Origin of the sequence: Clostridium sp. D5, assembly GCF_000190355.1 — a bacterium.
Classification (GTDB): Bacteria; Bacillota; Clostridia; order Lachnospirales; family Lachnospiraceae; genus Faecalicatena; species Faecalicatena fissicatena_A.
In genome coordinates this window covers 26,585-43,782 of sequence record NZ_GL870815.1, presented here as the reverse complement: position 1 = coordinate 43,782, position 17,198 = coordinate 26,585, and the positions used below count along the sequence as shown (strand labels likewise).

The window sequence follows — 17,198 nt, the reverse complement described above, 5'->3', positions numbered from 1 at the left end:
AAAATAGAAGGAAAACCGGGGTGATTCGTTTGATTCCGAATCAAACGAATCCCTGGCCCCAGCATGCGAAGCCATCAGGCTTCGGATGATGTGGCCAGGTTGCCCCGGTTTTCCTTCTATTTTACTCTACTCCAGCTTACCGTCCTATCCCCGCCTCCAGACAACCCTATTTCCGGTTACAGAAGCGTCCCTTTTAGAGACCAACCTCTTCCTGGAGTTTCTCTGTGAAGTCTCTCATCGCCCCTGCAATTTCGATCTGCTGTGGACAGACTGCCTCACAGCTTTTACATCCGATGCAGTTCTGCGGGCGTTTTTCCTCTGCCAGTGCGTCTACTGCCATATGTGTGATCAGCCCGTTAGTGTATCTGGTTTCGTTGTACAGAGAAAGCAGCGTGGGAATATCCAGTCCTTTTGGACAATGTGCCGTGCAATAGCGGCATGCGGTGCATGGCAGGATATTCATCATACGGTCTGCTGTCTCCAGCAGTACCTTCATTTCCGCTTCATTCAACGGTTTATCCTCTTCGTATGTAAGGATATTTGCTTTTATTTGTTCCATATTGGACATGCCGGATAAAACCATGGTGACTCCAGGCAGAGACTGCAGAAAACGGAATGCCCAGGCCGGAACTGGCTCTTCTGGCCTTACAGCTTTCAGGCTGACTGTATCTTCTTCTGAAAGTTCTGCAAGTTTTCCACCGCGAAGAGGCTCCATCACCCAAATCGGAATCTTATATTCCTCCAGCAGTTCAACTTTTGCTTTTGCATCCTGAAGCTTCCAGTCCACATAATTCAGCTGAATCTGGCAAAATTCCATATACCCACCATACTCCTCCAGGAAACGTCTGATTGTATCATACCGGCCATGGGCTGAGAATCCCAAATGTTTAATTCGCCCCGCCGCCTTTTGTTTCAGCAGGTAGTCCATGATACCATACTGAGGATCCAGATACAGATCTATATTTTTTTCATATACATTATGAAAAAGGTAAAAATCAAAGTATTCTGTCTGACATTTCTTCAGCTGTTCCTCAAAAATCGCTTCTACTTTATCCATATTGGATAAGTCATATCCGGGAAATTTTGTTGCAAGATAATAGCTGTCTCTTGGATATCTTCCAAGTATCCTGCCCATCACTATTTCCGACTGTCCTTCATGATAGCCGTATGCGGTGTCATAATAATTAACTCCATGTTCCATCGCATATGCCACCATCTCTTCCGCACGCGCCTCATCTATGGGGGCATCCATCTCTTCTCCCGTCACTGGAAGGCGCATAGCACCGAATCCCAGTGCTGAAAGTTTTATATCCTGAAAATCTTTATATACCATTTTGGGCTCCTTTTTATTAATTTTTTGTCTTCTCTTTAGCTCAGAAAGAACGGCATTAACCGCTCCCTGTTCCATTTTGGCAGCTTACAGATTTTTACCTGCTGCATAAGCCTCTTCCATAACCGGCAGATTCTGAATCTCCCCTTTCTTCCATGCCCCGGTGCCGTAAATTACCCCCAGTTCCTCGGCCCCCGGAAGACAGGCAGTATACCCTCTCATCCCCTCAAGCGTTGCTTCCATCGCCTGATGGCTGGTATCCGCCGCTGTTACGATAAAATAAAACTTTTTATCTTTGATCTGCTGGTATCTCGGAAGGCTGCGGTCTATGAACATTTTCAATTGTGCATCCATGCAGTAAAAATAAACCGGAGTAGCCAGTACAATCACGTCTGCCCCGACTAATTTATCCAGCATCTCTTCCATATCATCTTTCTGAATACATTTCCCTGTTTTTGCGCATGCCTCACAGCCCAGGCAGGGCATAAGATTCTTCTTTCCCAGCTGGATCTTCTCGGTTTCATGTCCTGCCGCCTTTGCTCCCAGCAGAAACTGATCACAAAGCACGTCTGAATTGCCGCCAATCCTGGGACTCCCACTTATAACCAATACCTTCATATACAATATCTCCTTTTTGAATTCTGTAGTGATATCAAAGCGAAATACCGAACCTATCAGGTCCGGTATTTCCTTTCCCATATTTACTATAGTCCCTGGAGCGCACTCTAAGTCAATACTTTTTTGTGATTTTGTGCCTTTACCTGCGTTAAATTCGTTAAATGCCTTTACCTGTGCCTTTATCTTTTTTGGGTTTTATCTTCCAAAATACAACATTCATCGCGATAACAATCAATATCACGGCAAGCATTGCAATCCAGAAGCCCATATTCAGACCAAGGAACTGCGTGGTTCCAAAAAGTGTCATCCAAATGTTCGTCCAATTCATATTTCAAACCTCCTTCAAAGTAATTCGCCATAGTGCCGCACATACGCTTTTTTCAGGCTGGTTGCCAGCACCATGTAGAGCAGGATACACGGAATTAAGTAAGCAAAGTAGCTGACCGGCAGAGCTGCAAATCCCAGCATTCCACCAAAACCGGTAAACGGAATGATTGTCAGCAATACAATTCCGGAACAGGTCAAAAGCGTCAAAGGAGCGGATGCATGGCTCTGTATAAACGGCAGCTTTTGCGTGCGGATCATATGAATGACCAGTGTCTGGCTCCACATGGACTCCACAAACCAGCCCGCTTGAAACATTGCGGTATAGGCCGCCTGTATCTGTGCAAGCTCTGCACCATGAAAGTGATTCACAAGATCGTTATACAACACACCACCGGAAACAAAGAGCGGACAGAACACAAAGTACATAAAGATATAGGTTGTGAAATCAAAGATCGAACTGGTTGGCCCAATCCAGATCATAAAACTGCCAACAGAGGTTGCATCCCATTTTCTGGGAACCGCAATAAATTCCTCATCCACGTTGTCCCAGGGAATTGCCGTACAGCTAAGATCATAAATCAGATTCAGGAAAATCAGATGGACGCTCTCCATCGGCAAAAAAGGCAGCAGCGCCGATGCTGCCAGTACCGAAAACATATTGCCAAAGTTAGAGGAAGCTGTCATCTTGATGTATTTAATCATATTGGCATAAGTTTTTCGGCCTTCAATAATCCCTTCCTCAAGCACCCTCAAATCCTTTTCGAGCAGAATAATATCGGCGGATTCTTTCGCTACATCTACCGCCGTATCCACAGAGATGCCGATGTCAGCAGCTTTCATAGCGGCCGCATCGTTGATACCGTCCCCCATATAGCCGACTGTATGGCCAGAGCCGCGCAGGATGGTTACTATACGAGATTTCTGCTCCGGCGTCAGCTTGGCGAACACATCGGTTTCCCTGGAGGCCTTCGCCAGTTCTTCATCCGTCATCTGGTCGATGTCCGCGCCCAAAAGCATATTCCGCACCTTCAATCCCACCTGCTTACAGATGGTTCGGGTGACTTTCTCGTTGTCGCCCGTGAGAATCTTAGTGGTAACCCCGTGGGCTTTTAATGCCTTGACAGCGTCAGCTGTAGATTCCTTTGGCGGGTCAAGAAATGCCAAATAGCCGATCAACACCATATCGCACTCATCCTTGATCCCAAAAGCCCCCACCGGGGATGGATTGCTCTTTTGTGCAATGGCAATAACACGCATTCCATCTTCATTCAAATCATCCACCGTTTCCAGGATACTGCAGCGCAGCTCATCTGTTAGCGGCTCCGCTTTTCCTGCTATTTCCGCATAGGTGCAGATGGAAAGCATTTCTTCCACAGCGCCTTTGGTTACAATCTGCGTTTTGCCGTTTTTGTCCTGTACCACAGTAGACAAGCGGCGGCGGGTGAAATCAAAAGGGATTTCATCCACTTTGATATAGTGCTCTGACAAATCGAGAAGCTGCGGATTCTCTGTCTCTTCTTCCTCTGTCCTGCGAATAATCGCCATATCCATCAGATTTTTGTAGCCGGTCTGGAAGTAACTGTTTAAGTATGCATGGCGGAGCACACGAACATCTTCGCTCCCGTTCACATCCAGATGATATTCCAGAACAACCTGATCCTGTGTCAGGGTTCCTGTCTTATCCGTACAAAGTATATCAATTGCGCCGAAATTCTGAATAGAATTCAGATTTTTTACAATAGTCTTCTTCCTGCTCATAGCTACTGCGCCTTTGGCAAGACAAGTCGTCACAATCATCGGCAGCATTTCCGGGGTCAGACCTACAGCAATAGAAATAGCAAATAAGAACGCCTGCAGCCAGTCACCTTTCGTAATTCCATTGATAAAAAATACCACCGGCACCATAATCAGCATAAAGCGGATCAGCACCCAAGATACCGCGTTTACACCTTTGGTAAAACTGGTTTCCACTGCTTCCCCGGCCACAGCAGATGCCATAGAACCGAACAGAGTATGATTGCCGGTACAAACCGCCACGGCTATTGCGCTTCCTGAAACGACATTGCTTCCCATAAAAGCAATATTTCGATAATCAGTAACAGCATCCTGCAATTCACTGGCATTTGGAAGTTTCTCGACCGGTTCACTTTCGCCTGTCAGTGAGGACTGACTGATAAATAAGTCCTTCGCCTCTATAATCCGCACATCTGCCGGTATCATATCGCCTGCGGAGAGATGAATAATATCCCCCACAACCACATCGTTCAATGGAATTTCCTGCTTTTGCTGTTCCTTCCGGTCAACGGTGCAGGTAGTCGTAATCATAGCCAGCAGCTTCTCCGCCGCATTACCGCTTCTGGATTCCTGTACAAAGCGAAGGGTACCAGAGATTATCACCATCGCGAGAATGATCACCACGGTCAGACAGTCAAAATCCCCGGGGCTGTTTCCAAACAGGTTCATCAGCGGAAAAATCATATCTGTGATGACAGATACCAGTGCTAAACATATAAGTATACCTGTAAAAGGATTGATAAAAGCTTCCAGCAGACGTTTGGAAAGTGATTTTCTTTTTTCGTGTGTAATTTTGTTAGTGCCGTATTTGGCACGGCTGGCAATTACTGCTGCTTCATCCAGCCCCCTTAGACCTGAATTCACATTTTTCAGAGTTTCTTTGATCGGATGAGTCGCTGCAAAGTGTATACGGCGTTCCTGCTCATCACGCAGAACTGCCTTTTCCACCATTTTGCGGACCTGTATCCTGTTTTTTGTTTTTTTAGACATGGGTCTTACCTCCTGTTTTTTATTTGGCAGGACACATACCCTCACGAAACAGATGATATGCATCTGTTTTGTGCGGTGTGCCTTGTCTCGATAATCTGGGACTACCATCAGCGTCCATCTGTTTCACCTCACTTTTCCTCAAATAGTATCTATATAAACCGCGATGCGGATATTTTTTTCTCACTTTCTCTTCTAAGTTCAAATAAAGTATAAAAAAACTGCAAGGAAAATCACATGGTTAAAACCTTGCGATTTCCTTGCAATTTTGCAAGAAAATAATGGATATCATCCGGCCTGTATTTATAATTTGTCGTTGAATTTATAACCGATTCCCCAGATAGTTAAAATGTATTCTGGCGCATCCGGGTTTGGTTCAATTTTCTTTCGCAGCTTTCGGATGAAAGCCATAATGTTGCTGTCAGCCAGCAAAAAGTCCTCCGCCCAAACCGCACGATATATTTGCTCCTTGGTAAATACCTCGCCACGATTTTGAATCAGGAAATACAAAAGATCAAATTCCTTTGGGGTTAGACTTACTTCATTTCCACCCATGACCACTCTTCGGCTTTTGGGCTGTACAGAAAGTTCACCGACACAAATTTCGTCTCCTGCCAGGAAAGATTCCCCTGCCCCCTGTGTCCCCAGCAGCAGCGTTGAAGTCTCCCCGGTCATCAGTTCCTGAATTCCCGTCAGCAACTCACCTGCATAGGCAGTATCCGGCGGCTCCTGTTTTAATTTATCATAAAGCCATTGAGACAGAATTGAATCTATAGGGATAAAGCTTATCTTGTTATTCACTGCAGATCCCTCCTTCTCAAAGCAATTCATGATACCGCTTTTGATAAACGCGCTTGGCAATGGTGGTGAGCAGCATATAAAACAGTACCATCAGGATCAAAAACCCAAAATATCCAGGCGGCAGCAACGTCAGCCCGAACATGGACGCAAACGGTGTCACAGTCAATAAAGTAAAGACAACGATACCCGCCAATGTAATAAACAGCACCGGATTGGATGCTCTGCTTTGCAGGAAGGTTACTTTTCTTGTGCGCAGCAAGTGTAAAATCAGAACCTGGGTCCACATAGATTCCAAAAACCAGCCTGTTTGAAAAATAGCTGCGTAGTATTGCTGTAAGGCAGGATCGGTTATCTGCGTATAGGTCAGGCCTCCGCATAATGCGGGGCAGAGAACAAAATACAAAAACAGGAAGGTCAAAATATCCAGTACCGAACTGATTGGTCCAAAGGCACACATGAAGCGTCCTAATGTCTTTCCAGACCATACGCGCGGCACCGCGGTATCTGCTTCATCCACGTTATCCCAGGGAAGGATGATGCACAGGGCATCATAAAGCAAGTTCAAAAGTAAAAGCTGGATAGCCGTCATAGGCAAAAATGGCAGCACAGCACTGGCGCAGACGATAGACAGGATGTTACCAAAATTTGAGCTTGCTGTAATTTTAATATATTTAAGCATATTGGTAAATGTTTTACGGCCTTCCAGAATTCCCTGCTCCAGAACATTCAAATCTTTTTGCAGCAGCACCACATCCGCTATATCCTTTGCCGCGTCCACCGCAGTGTCTACCGATATTCCAACATCTGCCTCACTGAGTGCGGGTATGTCATTCATACCATCCCCTAAAAAACCAACGGTATGCCCGTTTTCCCGCAGAGCGCCCAGTATCCGGACTTTCTGTCCCGGTGTTAACTCGGCAAACACATCTGCCTGTTCTACCACCGAAGAAAGATGCTCGTCTGAAAGCCGGTCAAGTTCCGCTCCTGTCAGAATAAAATCCACGGGAATACCAACGCGGCGGCAGATGGAAGCAGCGATTTCTGATCGGTCTCCAGTTAGAATTTTAGACCGCACCTGCAAGCCTTTCAGTGCCAGAACAGACCCTGCAGCAGATTCTTTCGGTGCGTCAAAGAAAGCCAGATAACCAGTTAAAATCAAATCGCTTTCATCGCCCAAAGTTAGGCTGCACTGTGCTCCAAGACTTTTGTGTGCAACGGCTATCACCTTCATGCCATCTTCCAGCATCTCATCTACAATGGAAGTTACGTTTTCAAAGCCATCGCTGCCCGCAGAAAAAACAGTTCCCTGATATTCCACAAAACTGCAGCGTGAAAACACCTGTCCGATATCACCCTTGACAATCAGTTCATGGTCGCCGTCCGCATCGGCAACCAGGGTGCTTACGAACTTACGGTTGTAGTCAAAAGGTATTTCATCGGCTTTTTGATAATCCGCAGCCAATGTACTGTAGACATTCTCCTGCCCCGGCATGGTGCGGCAGTCCAGAATTGCATTGTCGATAGGATTACGGACGCCAGAATGATAGAGACTGTTCAGATAGGCAAACTGCAGCGTTTTTGTATCTTCATTTCCTAGTACATCCATGTAATATTCCAATAGAATGCTTTCGTTTGTGAGCGTCCCCGTCTTATCCATACAAAGAACATCCATGCTGCCAAAGCCCTGCATTGCATTGATGTTCTTTACAATCGTCTGCTTTTTTGAAAGGGAAATGCTGCCCTTTGCAAGGCAAGCTGTAATAACCATCGGCAGCATTTCCGGTGTCAGCCCCACTGCCACAGAAAGGGCAAATACAAAAGAATCTACCCAGTTTCCCTTGGTAATGCCTGAGACCAGAAATACCACCGGCACGAGAACTGCCATAAACCGCAGCATGACCCATGCAATCGATCCTGCGCCTTTTTGGAACGTTGTAGATTCTTCAGCATCAGGGCGAATAAAATTGCCGTACAGGGTGTCCTTTCCAACGGCCAGAACCACTCCCCGGCCCTTTCCGCTGATAACCGTAGTCGCCATAAAGGCAAGGTTATCAAGCTGTGTCAGTGGAAGACGCTCCGTGTAATAGCTGGTACGGCTGCTTTTTTCCAGAATTGCACTCTCTCCGGTGATCGCGGCCTGAGAGACAAATAAATCCTGAGTTTCAACTAAGCGCAAATCAGCCGGAATACGGTCCCCCGCCGAAAGAAATACCAGGTCGCCTACCACAAGCTTTTCTGCCGGTATATCGACCAGTACACCTCCGCGTTTTACTGTTACGTTGGCATGAATCAGTCGGTCTAACCGGTCAGATGCATTCTTAGCCCGTAGCTCCTGTGCCAGGCGAATGGTACCGCTAATCAAAATCATGACACAGATGATCACGACAGTCGTAATATTTCTGCTGAAATCGGAAACCAGCAGGACATCGGTAATCAAAGAAACGACCGCCAGTACAAACAGAATGATCGTAAATGGATTGATGAAGGCACGGCGAAAACGATACCACAGGGTATCATTTTTTCTGCCGGTCAATTGGTTTTCTCCGTATTGCTCCCGCATTGCTTCGACCTGATCTATTGGTAAACCATTCAATGTAGTAGGAATGTCCTGACAAATTTCCTGTGCATCACGATAGGCATATTTTTTCATACGGCTATTCAGCAGTGTTGATTTAGGCAAAGCAATTCCTCCCTTCTGATTTTCCTATGCTGCTATTTTACCATATGAAGCGCTGGAATTCTTTGATGAAATCCTTGTTTTTTTCTTGCGGTCATTAAGAGAATGCTCCGTGCCTATTTAATTTTCTCGTATCTGCCATAATCTTTCGCAATCTCTACCATCCTGTGTGCCCTTGCAAAGTCTGCATTTGCAGGATATTCACATCCTGTTGCCAGTATAAATCCGCCGCCGGCTGCCATGGCATCAATAGAATCTCTGCATTCCTGATCCCAGCTTTCGTCCGTGCCTATCACTGCGCTGGCCGGTGTGACGCATCCGATCAATGTTGTTACTTCTCCATATTTTTCTTTACATTCTTTAAAGTCTTTACAATCATCCGGCGGATATAAGAAGGAGATCGCCGCGGGCTGCATCCTATCAATCTGAACATCAAAGTAAATTTTCTGTCCGCAGTTGTGAATCATCACCAGTCCGTTTTTTTCTCTTACGGCTTCTGCAAGCTCCTCTACCAGGTCCCCCTCCAGTTCATCCCACATTTCCTTACTCATAATGGATCCTGAAGCAAACAATGTATCAAACATGATTCCATTTACGCCTGTGTCCATCAGCGCCCTGCAGTAATCTTTCAGTGTCTCGTTAATCTCGCCTGCCGCCTCATGAACGGCTTCCGGATCATCGTAAAAATCCATATACATTTCCTGCTGGCTCCGAAGCATGGACAGCGTTCCCAGAGGGCCAAATACAAAAGCGACAACAGGGAACTCACCATTAGAAGCTTCCACCAGTTTCCGGCATGTATCAATGTGCATCATCATACGCTTTGAACTGCGGTAATCTACTTTCTTAATCTTTGCATAATCTTCAATGTCTTTTATCACACAATCATCATAATTGGGATGTGCGGCCTCATTTTCCGGGTAAATCAGTTCCTGTCCCCAAGCATCACATTCAACGGAAAGATCTATTAACGTAACGATACAATCCAGTTCAAACTCTTCTCTGGCTTTTAACAGAGCCTCCGCGCACAGCTGCGCATCATTGGCCCATTCTTTGTAGTTTACTCCGGTCAGTCTTCTGGATGCTCCACTGATGATAGGATAAACCGGTACCCGGTCCGCTTCTTCGTGATTTAACGCTTTTACTACCCGTTCCATTGCATTCATTCTAATACCCTCCTGAAAATTTCACTGTTTTTAAGATTCATAGGCGCCTTGTTAATTCATACCGAAATTATAATATATTCGAAGAATTGTTTTTGTATTTTTTTCATGTTTTTTATACTATTTTTGTAGGAATTAAAATTCAGCCTGTCCTTCAACACAAAAATATTTGATAAAAGAGATTAGCCTATTAAATTTGTACCTGAGCAAATTTCATCCCGGGGCCTGTCTCTTTCACCACAGTATGTATTCCGCCCGGAAGGCTTATGTATTTCATAGGATATTGTGAAATGCAAAAGGATGCTGCGGTATTTGCTCGCAGCATCCTGTCTGGTCTTAATTTATTGAATGTTTTATAGTTATAAAAAGGAGTAATCCCCCTTTGTTAACGTCAATACAAACACATTCCCGTCTTTTATCGGTGTCTTGTCTTCTATTCTCACAGCTTCTCTAATTCTTCTTTCCCTCTTCCGCAGATCGGACATTTAAAATCTTCTGGTATGGTGTCGGATTCTAAAATATATCCGCAGACCTTACAGCGGTATCCTTTTACTTTTTCAGGTTCCGGAATATAACTGGATGCTTTTGGAGGCGTTACACCATTTTTTACGGTGTGATAGTATGCATATGTCATAGGCTCCTCAGCGCTCAGTACTTCTGCATCTACTACTTCAGCCAGAAATATGATATGTGTTCCGGCATCCATAGTCTGCTTTACTTTACAGCTGAATCTTGCCACCGCCTGGCTGCACACATAAGGTATACCGTTTATATCCGTTTTTGTCTCAAATCCTTCAAATTTATCTGTATCTTTACTGCACTGGAAGCCAAACGCCCCGATCAGTTCCATGGAGGCTGACTGTGCAAGTGCAATTCCTGTAAAATATCCGGACTCCTGTATCAGACTGGCTGTATAATTCTCTTTGTTAATTGTTACCGTAACCTGCAGCGGCTCCGAGGTTACCTGTATCATAGTATTTGCCACGCAGCCTCCGGCTTTTTCCCCGCTTTTTGATGAGATAATATAAAGTCCGTAACTCATTTTCCACATTGCTTTGATATCCATGTTAATCCTCCTTTAATAATAGTAATTATTACTGATATCTTGAATATAGCACATCTGGTATTATTTTACAATCCCTAAATGAGATAAATACCAAAAATACCAAAAATTCAGGCATGGTCGCTCATATACCTTTATGAAGCTTAATGCACGTATAACATCAGAATAGATTATAAAACAAAAGCTGATTGGAAGCCTTCCCCAGACAAAAGGAGAGGCCGGAATCACTTCCGGCCAAGGAAAATTATGAAAAAGAAAATTTATACTAAAAAGGTTATTGTCCCTTTACACTTAATAATATACCGCCTAAATGTGATAGTTATGTGAGGGATAATTTAACAAATTATGTATTTTTTTCGAAATAATTATTAACAAACTCAAGGGGGTTACCTCAAAGGGGACTGTCCCCCTTGGCATAGGGGTCAGACCCCTTCTTCAATAAACTTTCTTATGGCACTATTTCGTTTCCTGTACAGTGCATATATTTTCTGCCATTTATTCTCCCAGAATCTCCTTCAGATCCTCCTCAGGGGTACTGATCGGCGCAATATTATAATGTTCCACAAGGTAATTCAGTATATTAGGAGACACGAACGCCGGCAGCGTCGGGCCCAGCTTGATATTCTGAATTCCCAGATGCAGCAGAGTCAGCAGAATACAGACTGCTTTCTGCTCATACCAGGAAAGTACCATGGATAGCGGCAGCTCATTGACCTGACAGCTAAAAGCCTCTGACAGAGCCACCGCAACCTTAATGGCGCTGTACGCATCGTTGCATTGCCCCATATCCATCAATCTTGGAAGTCCCCCTATGGTTCCCAGATCCAGATCATTAAACCGGTATTTGCCGCAGGCAAGCGTCAGTATTATGGTATCCTCCGGAGTCTTCTTTACAAATTCTGTGTAATAATTACGTCCCGGACGCGCACCGTCACAGCCTCCCACTAGGAAAAAGTGGCGGATAGCACCGGATTTTACAGCCTCAACTACCTGGCCTGCGACGCCAAGCACTGCCCCATGCCCAAATCCTGTCGTAACGCTCTTTCCGCCGTTTATCCCGGTGAACTCCCGGTCTTCTTGATATCCGCCCAGAGCCAGCGCTTTATCAATCACAGGTGTAAAATCTTTGTCCTCGCCAATGTGGATCATCTCCGGATAAGATACAACTTCTGTAGTAAAAACTCTATCCGCATAACTCTCTTTTACCGGCATCAGACAATTGGTTGTATACAATACAGGAGCGGGGATATCCGCAAACTCTTTCTGTTGATTCTGCCATGCTGTCCCAAAGTTTCCTTTCAGATGAGGATATTTCTTTAATTCCGGATACGCATGAGCCGGGAGCATTTCTCCGTGGGTGTAAATGTTGATCCCTTTCCCCGCCGTCTGTTCCAGCAGAAGTTTCAGATCCCAGAGGTCATGACCGGTAATCACAATAAACGGACCCTTTTCTACTTTCAGAGTCACATTTGTGGGTTCCGGAATTCCAAAGGCCCCGGTATTCGCGCGGTCCAGCAATTCCATACAGGTCAGATTCACTTTGCCCGTCTCCATCACAACCGGGAGCAGTTCCTCCATCCCCCAGTCCTCGCCCAGGACAAAGAGCGCTTTGATCATAAAATCGTTCACTTCCGCGTTCTCATATCCCAGAACCATGGCATGGTAGGCATAGGCCGCCATTCCCCGGATACCAAACAGAATCAGGGATTTAAGGGAACGGATGTCCTCGTCCGCATTCCAGATTCGGGACATGTCGTAGCGCTCTGTATTACCGCACGGGGATCCGCAGGATGCACATCCGGGCACAATCCGGCCCTTTTCTTCTTCTATGCGGTCAATCAGATTCTGAAGAGTCTGATCATTAAAACTAACATTGGTTACCGTCGTAAACAGTCCCTCCAAAATCAGACGGTCTGTCTGCTGCGTTTTAGGATTACTTGCGCAGGCTCTTGCCAGGGAGATCAACTCCCCGGTCAGTTCATCCTGCAGTTTTGCGGATGAAGCAGATTTTCCGCACACTCCTGCCTTACCGGTACATCCAGTACACCCCGCCGTCTGTTCACATTGAAAACAAAACATTTGATGATCCATTTTTCATCCTCCTTTACATTGTTTTTTCGGGAAATACAACAGTCAAAAGCATCTTAAATGCTTCCGCTGCATAAACAGCATGTGGCTTATTTGCCGGCATAATCAGCGTTTCACCGGCTTTGCAGAAGTGTTCGCGCCCGTCTACTATAAAGCGCCCTTCCCCTTCCAATACCTGCACCATGGCATCTCCTTTTGACTCATGAGTGCTGATTTCCTCTTCTTTATCAAATGCAAACAAAGTAACGCTGACATAATCATTCTGGGCCAGCGTTTTACTGACAATCTGCCCCGGCTGGGCATTCACCAGATCCGTCAGTGATAATACGGTTTCATGGTCAATGTTTTTAATATAGGACATTTTTTTCTCCTTCCCGCTGCATGACAGCAGCAAACCATTACCCTTGTTTCACCCGGCAGCACATATGCCAAGAGACATGATCAGTCTCTTTTTGCTCTCGAGTGTATTTGATCATATATAACATCCACCTGGTCATTCTGGCCGTCGGGATATTAAATTTATCACTCACTCGCTCGCTGCTAAATTCAGTATAATGCGGGTACAGACTTAAGTATGTTGTTAAAACAACAAAAGGAGAAAAAGCTAAATTTCTGCAAACATCCTATAGGTTATTTATATACATTATTCTGCGGCTTAGCCGCAGTCCCGCCCACAGGGCATGTATTACGGTGTGCCTTTGGGTATACTTTATTCTGACAGACATATTTCTCTTCCACCGCGCTGCTCGTACAGCCTGTGGGATATGGAAATAACCGTTCTGTTTTCTGAAGCCATCCTGAGAGCTGCCAGCACATTCTCTTCCGTGGCGGAATCCAGATTTGCAGTAATTTCATCCAGCAGCAGAATCCTGGGATCGGATACTACCGCTCTGGCAATCGAGAGCAGCTGCATCTGCCCCCTTGAAAACAGACTGGAGGTGCATGGGGTATCATACCCCTTTTCCAGATCCATGACCGCCTCATGCATTCCCACCATTTTTACTGCCTGCTCAATGGCTTCACGTGCTATCGTCCTGTCTTTCAGGCTTATCTGCTCTGCCACAGTACCGGGAACCAGCCGGAAGGTCTGCTCTACATAACCAAAAATCTTTCTCTTTTGCACGTCCGGAATCTGTTCCGCCGATATCCCGTATATGTTTATGCTTCCATTCCACGGAGCGTACAGCCCCAGCAGCAGCTTGAATATGGTGCTCTTTCCCACTCCGGTTCTTCCGGTCAGGGTAATATTTTCACCTGGGTGAACCGTAAAGCTGTACTGATGCAGAATTTCCCGTTCCCGTTCGTACCCGAAGCTTACCGAATCAAATGCTGCCGCCGGACTGTTTTCATCGAGAATGACATTTTCATGATTCTGTATACTTCTTCCCGGCTCATTCAGAAATTCGTTAATGCGGAATACCCCCGCTACGGCAGACTGTATGTTCTGAATCTCCATGCCAATGCTCTCCAATGGTTCGAACACCTTACTGACATATGCGATCACCGCCACCGCCGTTCCAACAGACATTCCGAAAAATTGCTGCATATTTCCGCCCTTTGCCGCCAGAACCATCATTACTGCAATCAAAGCTGTCCTGATCGTAATAATAATGGGAGAATAGATGGAATCATAAAAATTAGATTTTTCTACGGCATGGTATCCTTCCAGTATATATCTGCCGTAACACTTTTCCATGTATTTTTCCTTGTGAAATGTATGGATCATCCGTATATTCCTGATCGTTTCCGGCACATGGCTGTTTACCCGTCCTACCGCGGCCCTGTTAGCCAGCTGTGCGCTCAGCATTCTTTTCTGAAATACACGTGTTACCCAAAATAGAAGCGGAGCGGCCAGAGCCATAAGCACTCCCAGCCCGCGGCTCTTCACAAATATGACGGCCAGAATGCTGACCACCTTGCAAATATCCACAACCATACTGATGATCCCGGATGTAAACAATGATTCCACCGTATCTACATCATTTACAAACCGCGATGCTGTCACTCCCGGTTCCGTATCCATAAGATAAGAGGCGGGCAGTTTGGACAGCCTCCGGCACATCACGCTCCGCAGCCCGTGGGTGACTTTTTGCCCAAAAACCGTAATCAGACTTTCTTTCGCCGAATCAAAAATCCCTGCTGCCGCCAGCAGGAGAAAATATGCCGCCGCCAGCCCCGGTACAACAGCTGTACCTCCTGCCAGCCGGTTTACAATCCGCTCCAGAAACAGCGGCGGGAGGATTCCCGCTGTAACAGTTCCCGCCACTGTAAATACCAGTCCTAAAGATAGAAGTCCGTGTTCTTTTATAATCCATTTAACAACCGAAAAAATATGATTTTGCTTCCCGCCCTGCCCCTTTTCAATGTGAAACTTATTATCCTGTGCATCATCAGGCATTTCCACGCGTTCAGCCTGTCCATTCGCCTTCTCGGCCAGGGACATGCCCTGCTCACACTGCATTTGAAACAGATGCGCATACTCCGCATTGGTATGCAGTAAATGCTCATGGTCCGAAACCGTGCCTCTTCCCTCTTCAAGCCAGATCACCTGGTCCATCTCAGGAAACTGATTCAGTCTGTGGGACAGAATCAGCACGATACTGTCCGGAGTGATCCGCCTTAAATTGTGCATAATCTCACGTTCTGTTTTCCTGTCCACTGCTGAAAACGGGTCATCCAGTATGATTACCGGCTTTTTATGAAATAGCGTCCGCGCCAGGGCAATCCTTGCCTGCTGCCCACCGGAAAGCCTGACTCCGCCGTTGCCCACCATCGTTTGAATGCCCTCCGGCATCTCGGATACTTCACGATCCATACACACCGCTTTCAGGCAGTCACTGACATCCCCTGTTTCTCCAAGCAGAATATTTTCCTCTACAGAAGCACTTAAAAGTTCCGGCTCATGTCCCATATAGGCGGTCAATTTTCTGCCTTCCCCTGTAAGATCCGTCAGCTCCTTCCCATTCAGCCTTATGCTGCCTTCATAAGGATATTCACAAAGAAACACTTTTCCCAGTGTTGACTTTCCGCATGCCACAGCCCCTGTCACACCTATAATCTCACCTGGATGTGCAGAAAACTTAATTCCTTCCAGAATATTTTTCCCATCCGGGTAAGCAAACTTCAGATCCGATACATCAAGCCAAACAGAGGGTTCTGTTCCAGGCTCTTTCTCTTCCGGAATTTCATGCATGTACGTTTTAATCCGCATCCATGATACCTGTGCCTTCTGTACTGCGTTAAACAGTCTTGCCGCCCTGGAAGATTTAGATGCAAGCCTGGTGAAACAGGATAAAAATGTAGAAAATGCAGCAATATCCCAGGATGTCCACCCGCTGCCCAGCACATTTTTTGCACCGAACCAGATAATAAATATAATCCCCATCATGGATATGATTTTATAGAGAGGCTGCATCGCATTTTCCCAGATATTTGCATGCACCGCTTTCTTCTCATAATCCAGGAGCCGTTCCTCATATTCTGCATCCCTGTTTTTTTCCTGCCCATAGACCCGGTAGAGTACCGCATTGGATATGCGGTCAAGTGTTGCTCCATTCAGTGCGCCTGCACTCTCCTTATATGCAGCAGCGCTTTTGGAGACTGTCTTTTTTAATATTCCTGCCATCCAGTACGCAATCGGAGGGAACAGAACAGAAATTAACGTAAGCCGCCAATCATAAGACAAGAGCATCGTGAGATATGCAATCATAACGACGCCGGTATCAAAAACTTCCGTCGTAAATTTCCGCATCCCTTCCGCGCAGGTATCCACATCTGCAATCGCTTTTGTCAGAATAGTCCCCACATCCTCCGTGTCCAGTTCCGGCTTTTCCTTATGCACCAGATTATGGTACAGCACCTGCTTCATATCCCGGTTTACATGATTGGCAAACCGTCTTACATAAAGCCGTTTCACATAGCGCATCCCCTCCACTAACAGGATGGCAACAACATAGGACATAGCCAGCATGACCATGTCCTGAAACATGCGTTTTCCGCCTATAATATCGCACAGATACTGCGCCAGCATTCCCTCAAACCAGGGACCTGCAATCATTCCTGTATCATAAATAATACCAGATACCGTTACGGCCGCAAGCGTCCGCTTTTCCATTTTAAAATAGGATATAATACAATCCGGTCTGTTGATTTTACGAACCTCATCTTCCATCGCAATCCCCCTCTTCCACACAGACTCTCTGCCAGTCTAACTATCATTATGGCTTAGATGATACTACACCTGTCCGCCAATTACAACGCGTCTTATAATGTTAACCATTTTTTGTTTTAGGTTGACATTCCATTTAATTTCTTTTATACTAACACCATAAAATACAAAATGAGAGGAAA

11 protein-coding genes are annotated in these 17,198 nt (G+C 45.7%); all 11 read right to left on the bottom strand.

Going from position 1 to position 17,198, the window contains the following annotated elements; translation table 11 throughout:
- Positions 1–193: 193 nt before the first annotated feature.
- Positions 194–1,333 (bottom strand): aldo/keto reductase, encoded by a 1,140-nt coding sequence (locus HMPREF0240_RS15545; protein ID WP_009004362.1) that lies wholly within the window; start codon positions 1,331–1,333, stop codon positions 194–196.
- Positions 1,334–1,417: 84 nt separating this feature from the next.
- Positions 1,418–1,948 carry a flavodoxin family protein gene (locus HMPREF0240_RS15540; RefSeq protein ID WP_009004361.1) on the bottom strand — a complete coding sequence of 177 codons (531 nt, stop codon included), beginning with the start codon at positions 1,946–1,948 and terminating at the stop codon, positions 1,418–1,420.
- A gap of 157 nt (positions 1,949–2,105) precedes the next feature.
- Positions 2,106–2,276, bottom strand: a complete 171-nt coding sequence (locus HMPREF0240_RS24695; RefSeq protein WP_009004360.1) for a hypothetical protein — start codon at positions 2,274–2,276, stop codon at positions 2,106–2,108.
- 14 nt (positions 2,277–2,290) lie between these two features.
- Complete coding sequence (gene mgtA, locus HMPREF0240_RS15530) at positions 2,291–5,059, bottom strand: magnesium-translocating P-type ATPase (RefSeq protein ID WP_009004359.1); 2,769 nt, start codon at positions 5,057–5,059, stop codon at positions 2,291–2,293.
- A gap of 300 nt (positions 5,060–5,359) precedes the next feature.
- Positions 5,360–5,857 carry a winged helix-turn-helix domain-containing protein gene (locus HMPREF0240_RS15525; RefSeq protein ID WP_009004358.1) on the bottom strand — a complete coding sequence of 166 codons (498 nt, stop codon included), beginning with the start codon at positions 5,855–5,857 and terminating at the stop codon, positions 5,360–5,362.
- A 16-nt stretch (positions 5,858–5,873) separates the two neighbouring features.
- A complete protein-coding gene (gene mgtA / locus HMPREF0240_RS15520; protein WP_009004357.1) occupies positions 5,874–8,537 on the bottom strand; it encodes a magnesium-translocating P-type ATPase in 2,664 nt (887 codons plus the stop codon).
- 113 nt (positions 8,538–8,650) lie between these two features.
- On the bottom strand, positions 8,651–9,700 hold the full coding sequence (locus tag HMPREF0240_RS15515; RefSeq protein WP_009004356.1) for a uroporphyrinogen decarboxylase family protein: 1,050 nt from the start codon (positions 9,698–9,700) through the stop codon (positions 8,651–8,653).
- Positions 9,701–10,136: 436 nt separating this feature from the next.
- Positions 10,137–10,763, bottom strand: coding sequence for a flavin reductase (locus HMPREF0240_RS15510; RefSeq protein WP_009004355.1), 627 nt, complete (start codon positions 10,761–10,763; stop codon positions 10,137–10,139).
- A 492-nt stretch (positions 10,764–11,255) separates the two neighbouring features.
- Positions 11,256–12,851, bottom strand: a complete 1,596-nt coding sequence (hcp, locus tag HMPREF0240_RS15505) for a hydroxylamine reductase (RefSeq protein WP_009004354.1) — start codon at positions 12,849–12,851, stop codon at positions 11,256–11,258.
- 13 nt (positions 12,852–12,864) lie between these two features.
- Complete coding sequence (locus HMPREF0240_RS15500) at positions 12,865–13,209, bottom strand: cupin domain-containing protein (RefSeq protein ID WP_009004353.1); 345 nt, start codon at positions 13,207–13,209, stop codon at positions 12,865–12,867.
- Between the two features lie 348 nt (positions 13,210–13,557).
- On the bottom strand, positions 13,558–17,019 hold the full coding sequence (locus tag HMPREF0240_RS25325; RefSeq protein ID WP_009004352.1) for an ABC transporter ATP-binding protein: 3,462 nt from the start codon (positions 17,017–17,019) through the stop codon (positions 13,558–13,560).
- Between the last annotated feature and the right edge of the window lie 179 nt (positions 17,020–17,198).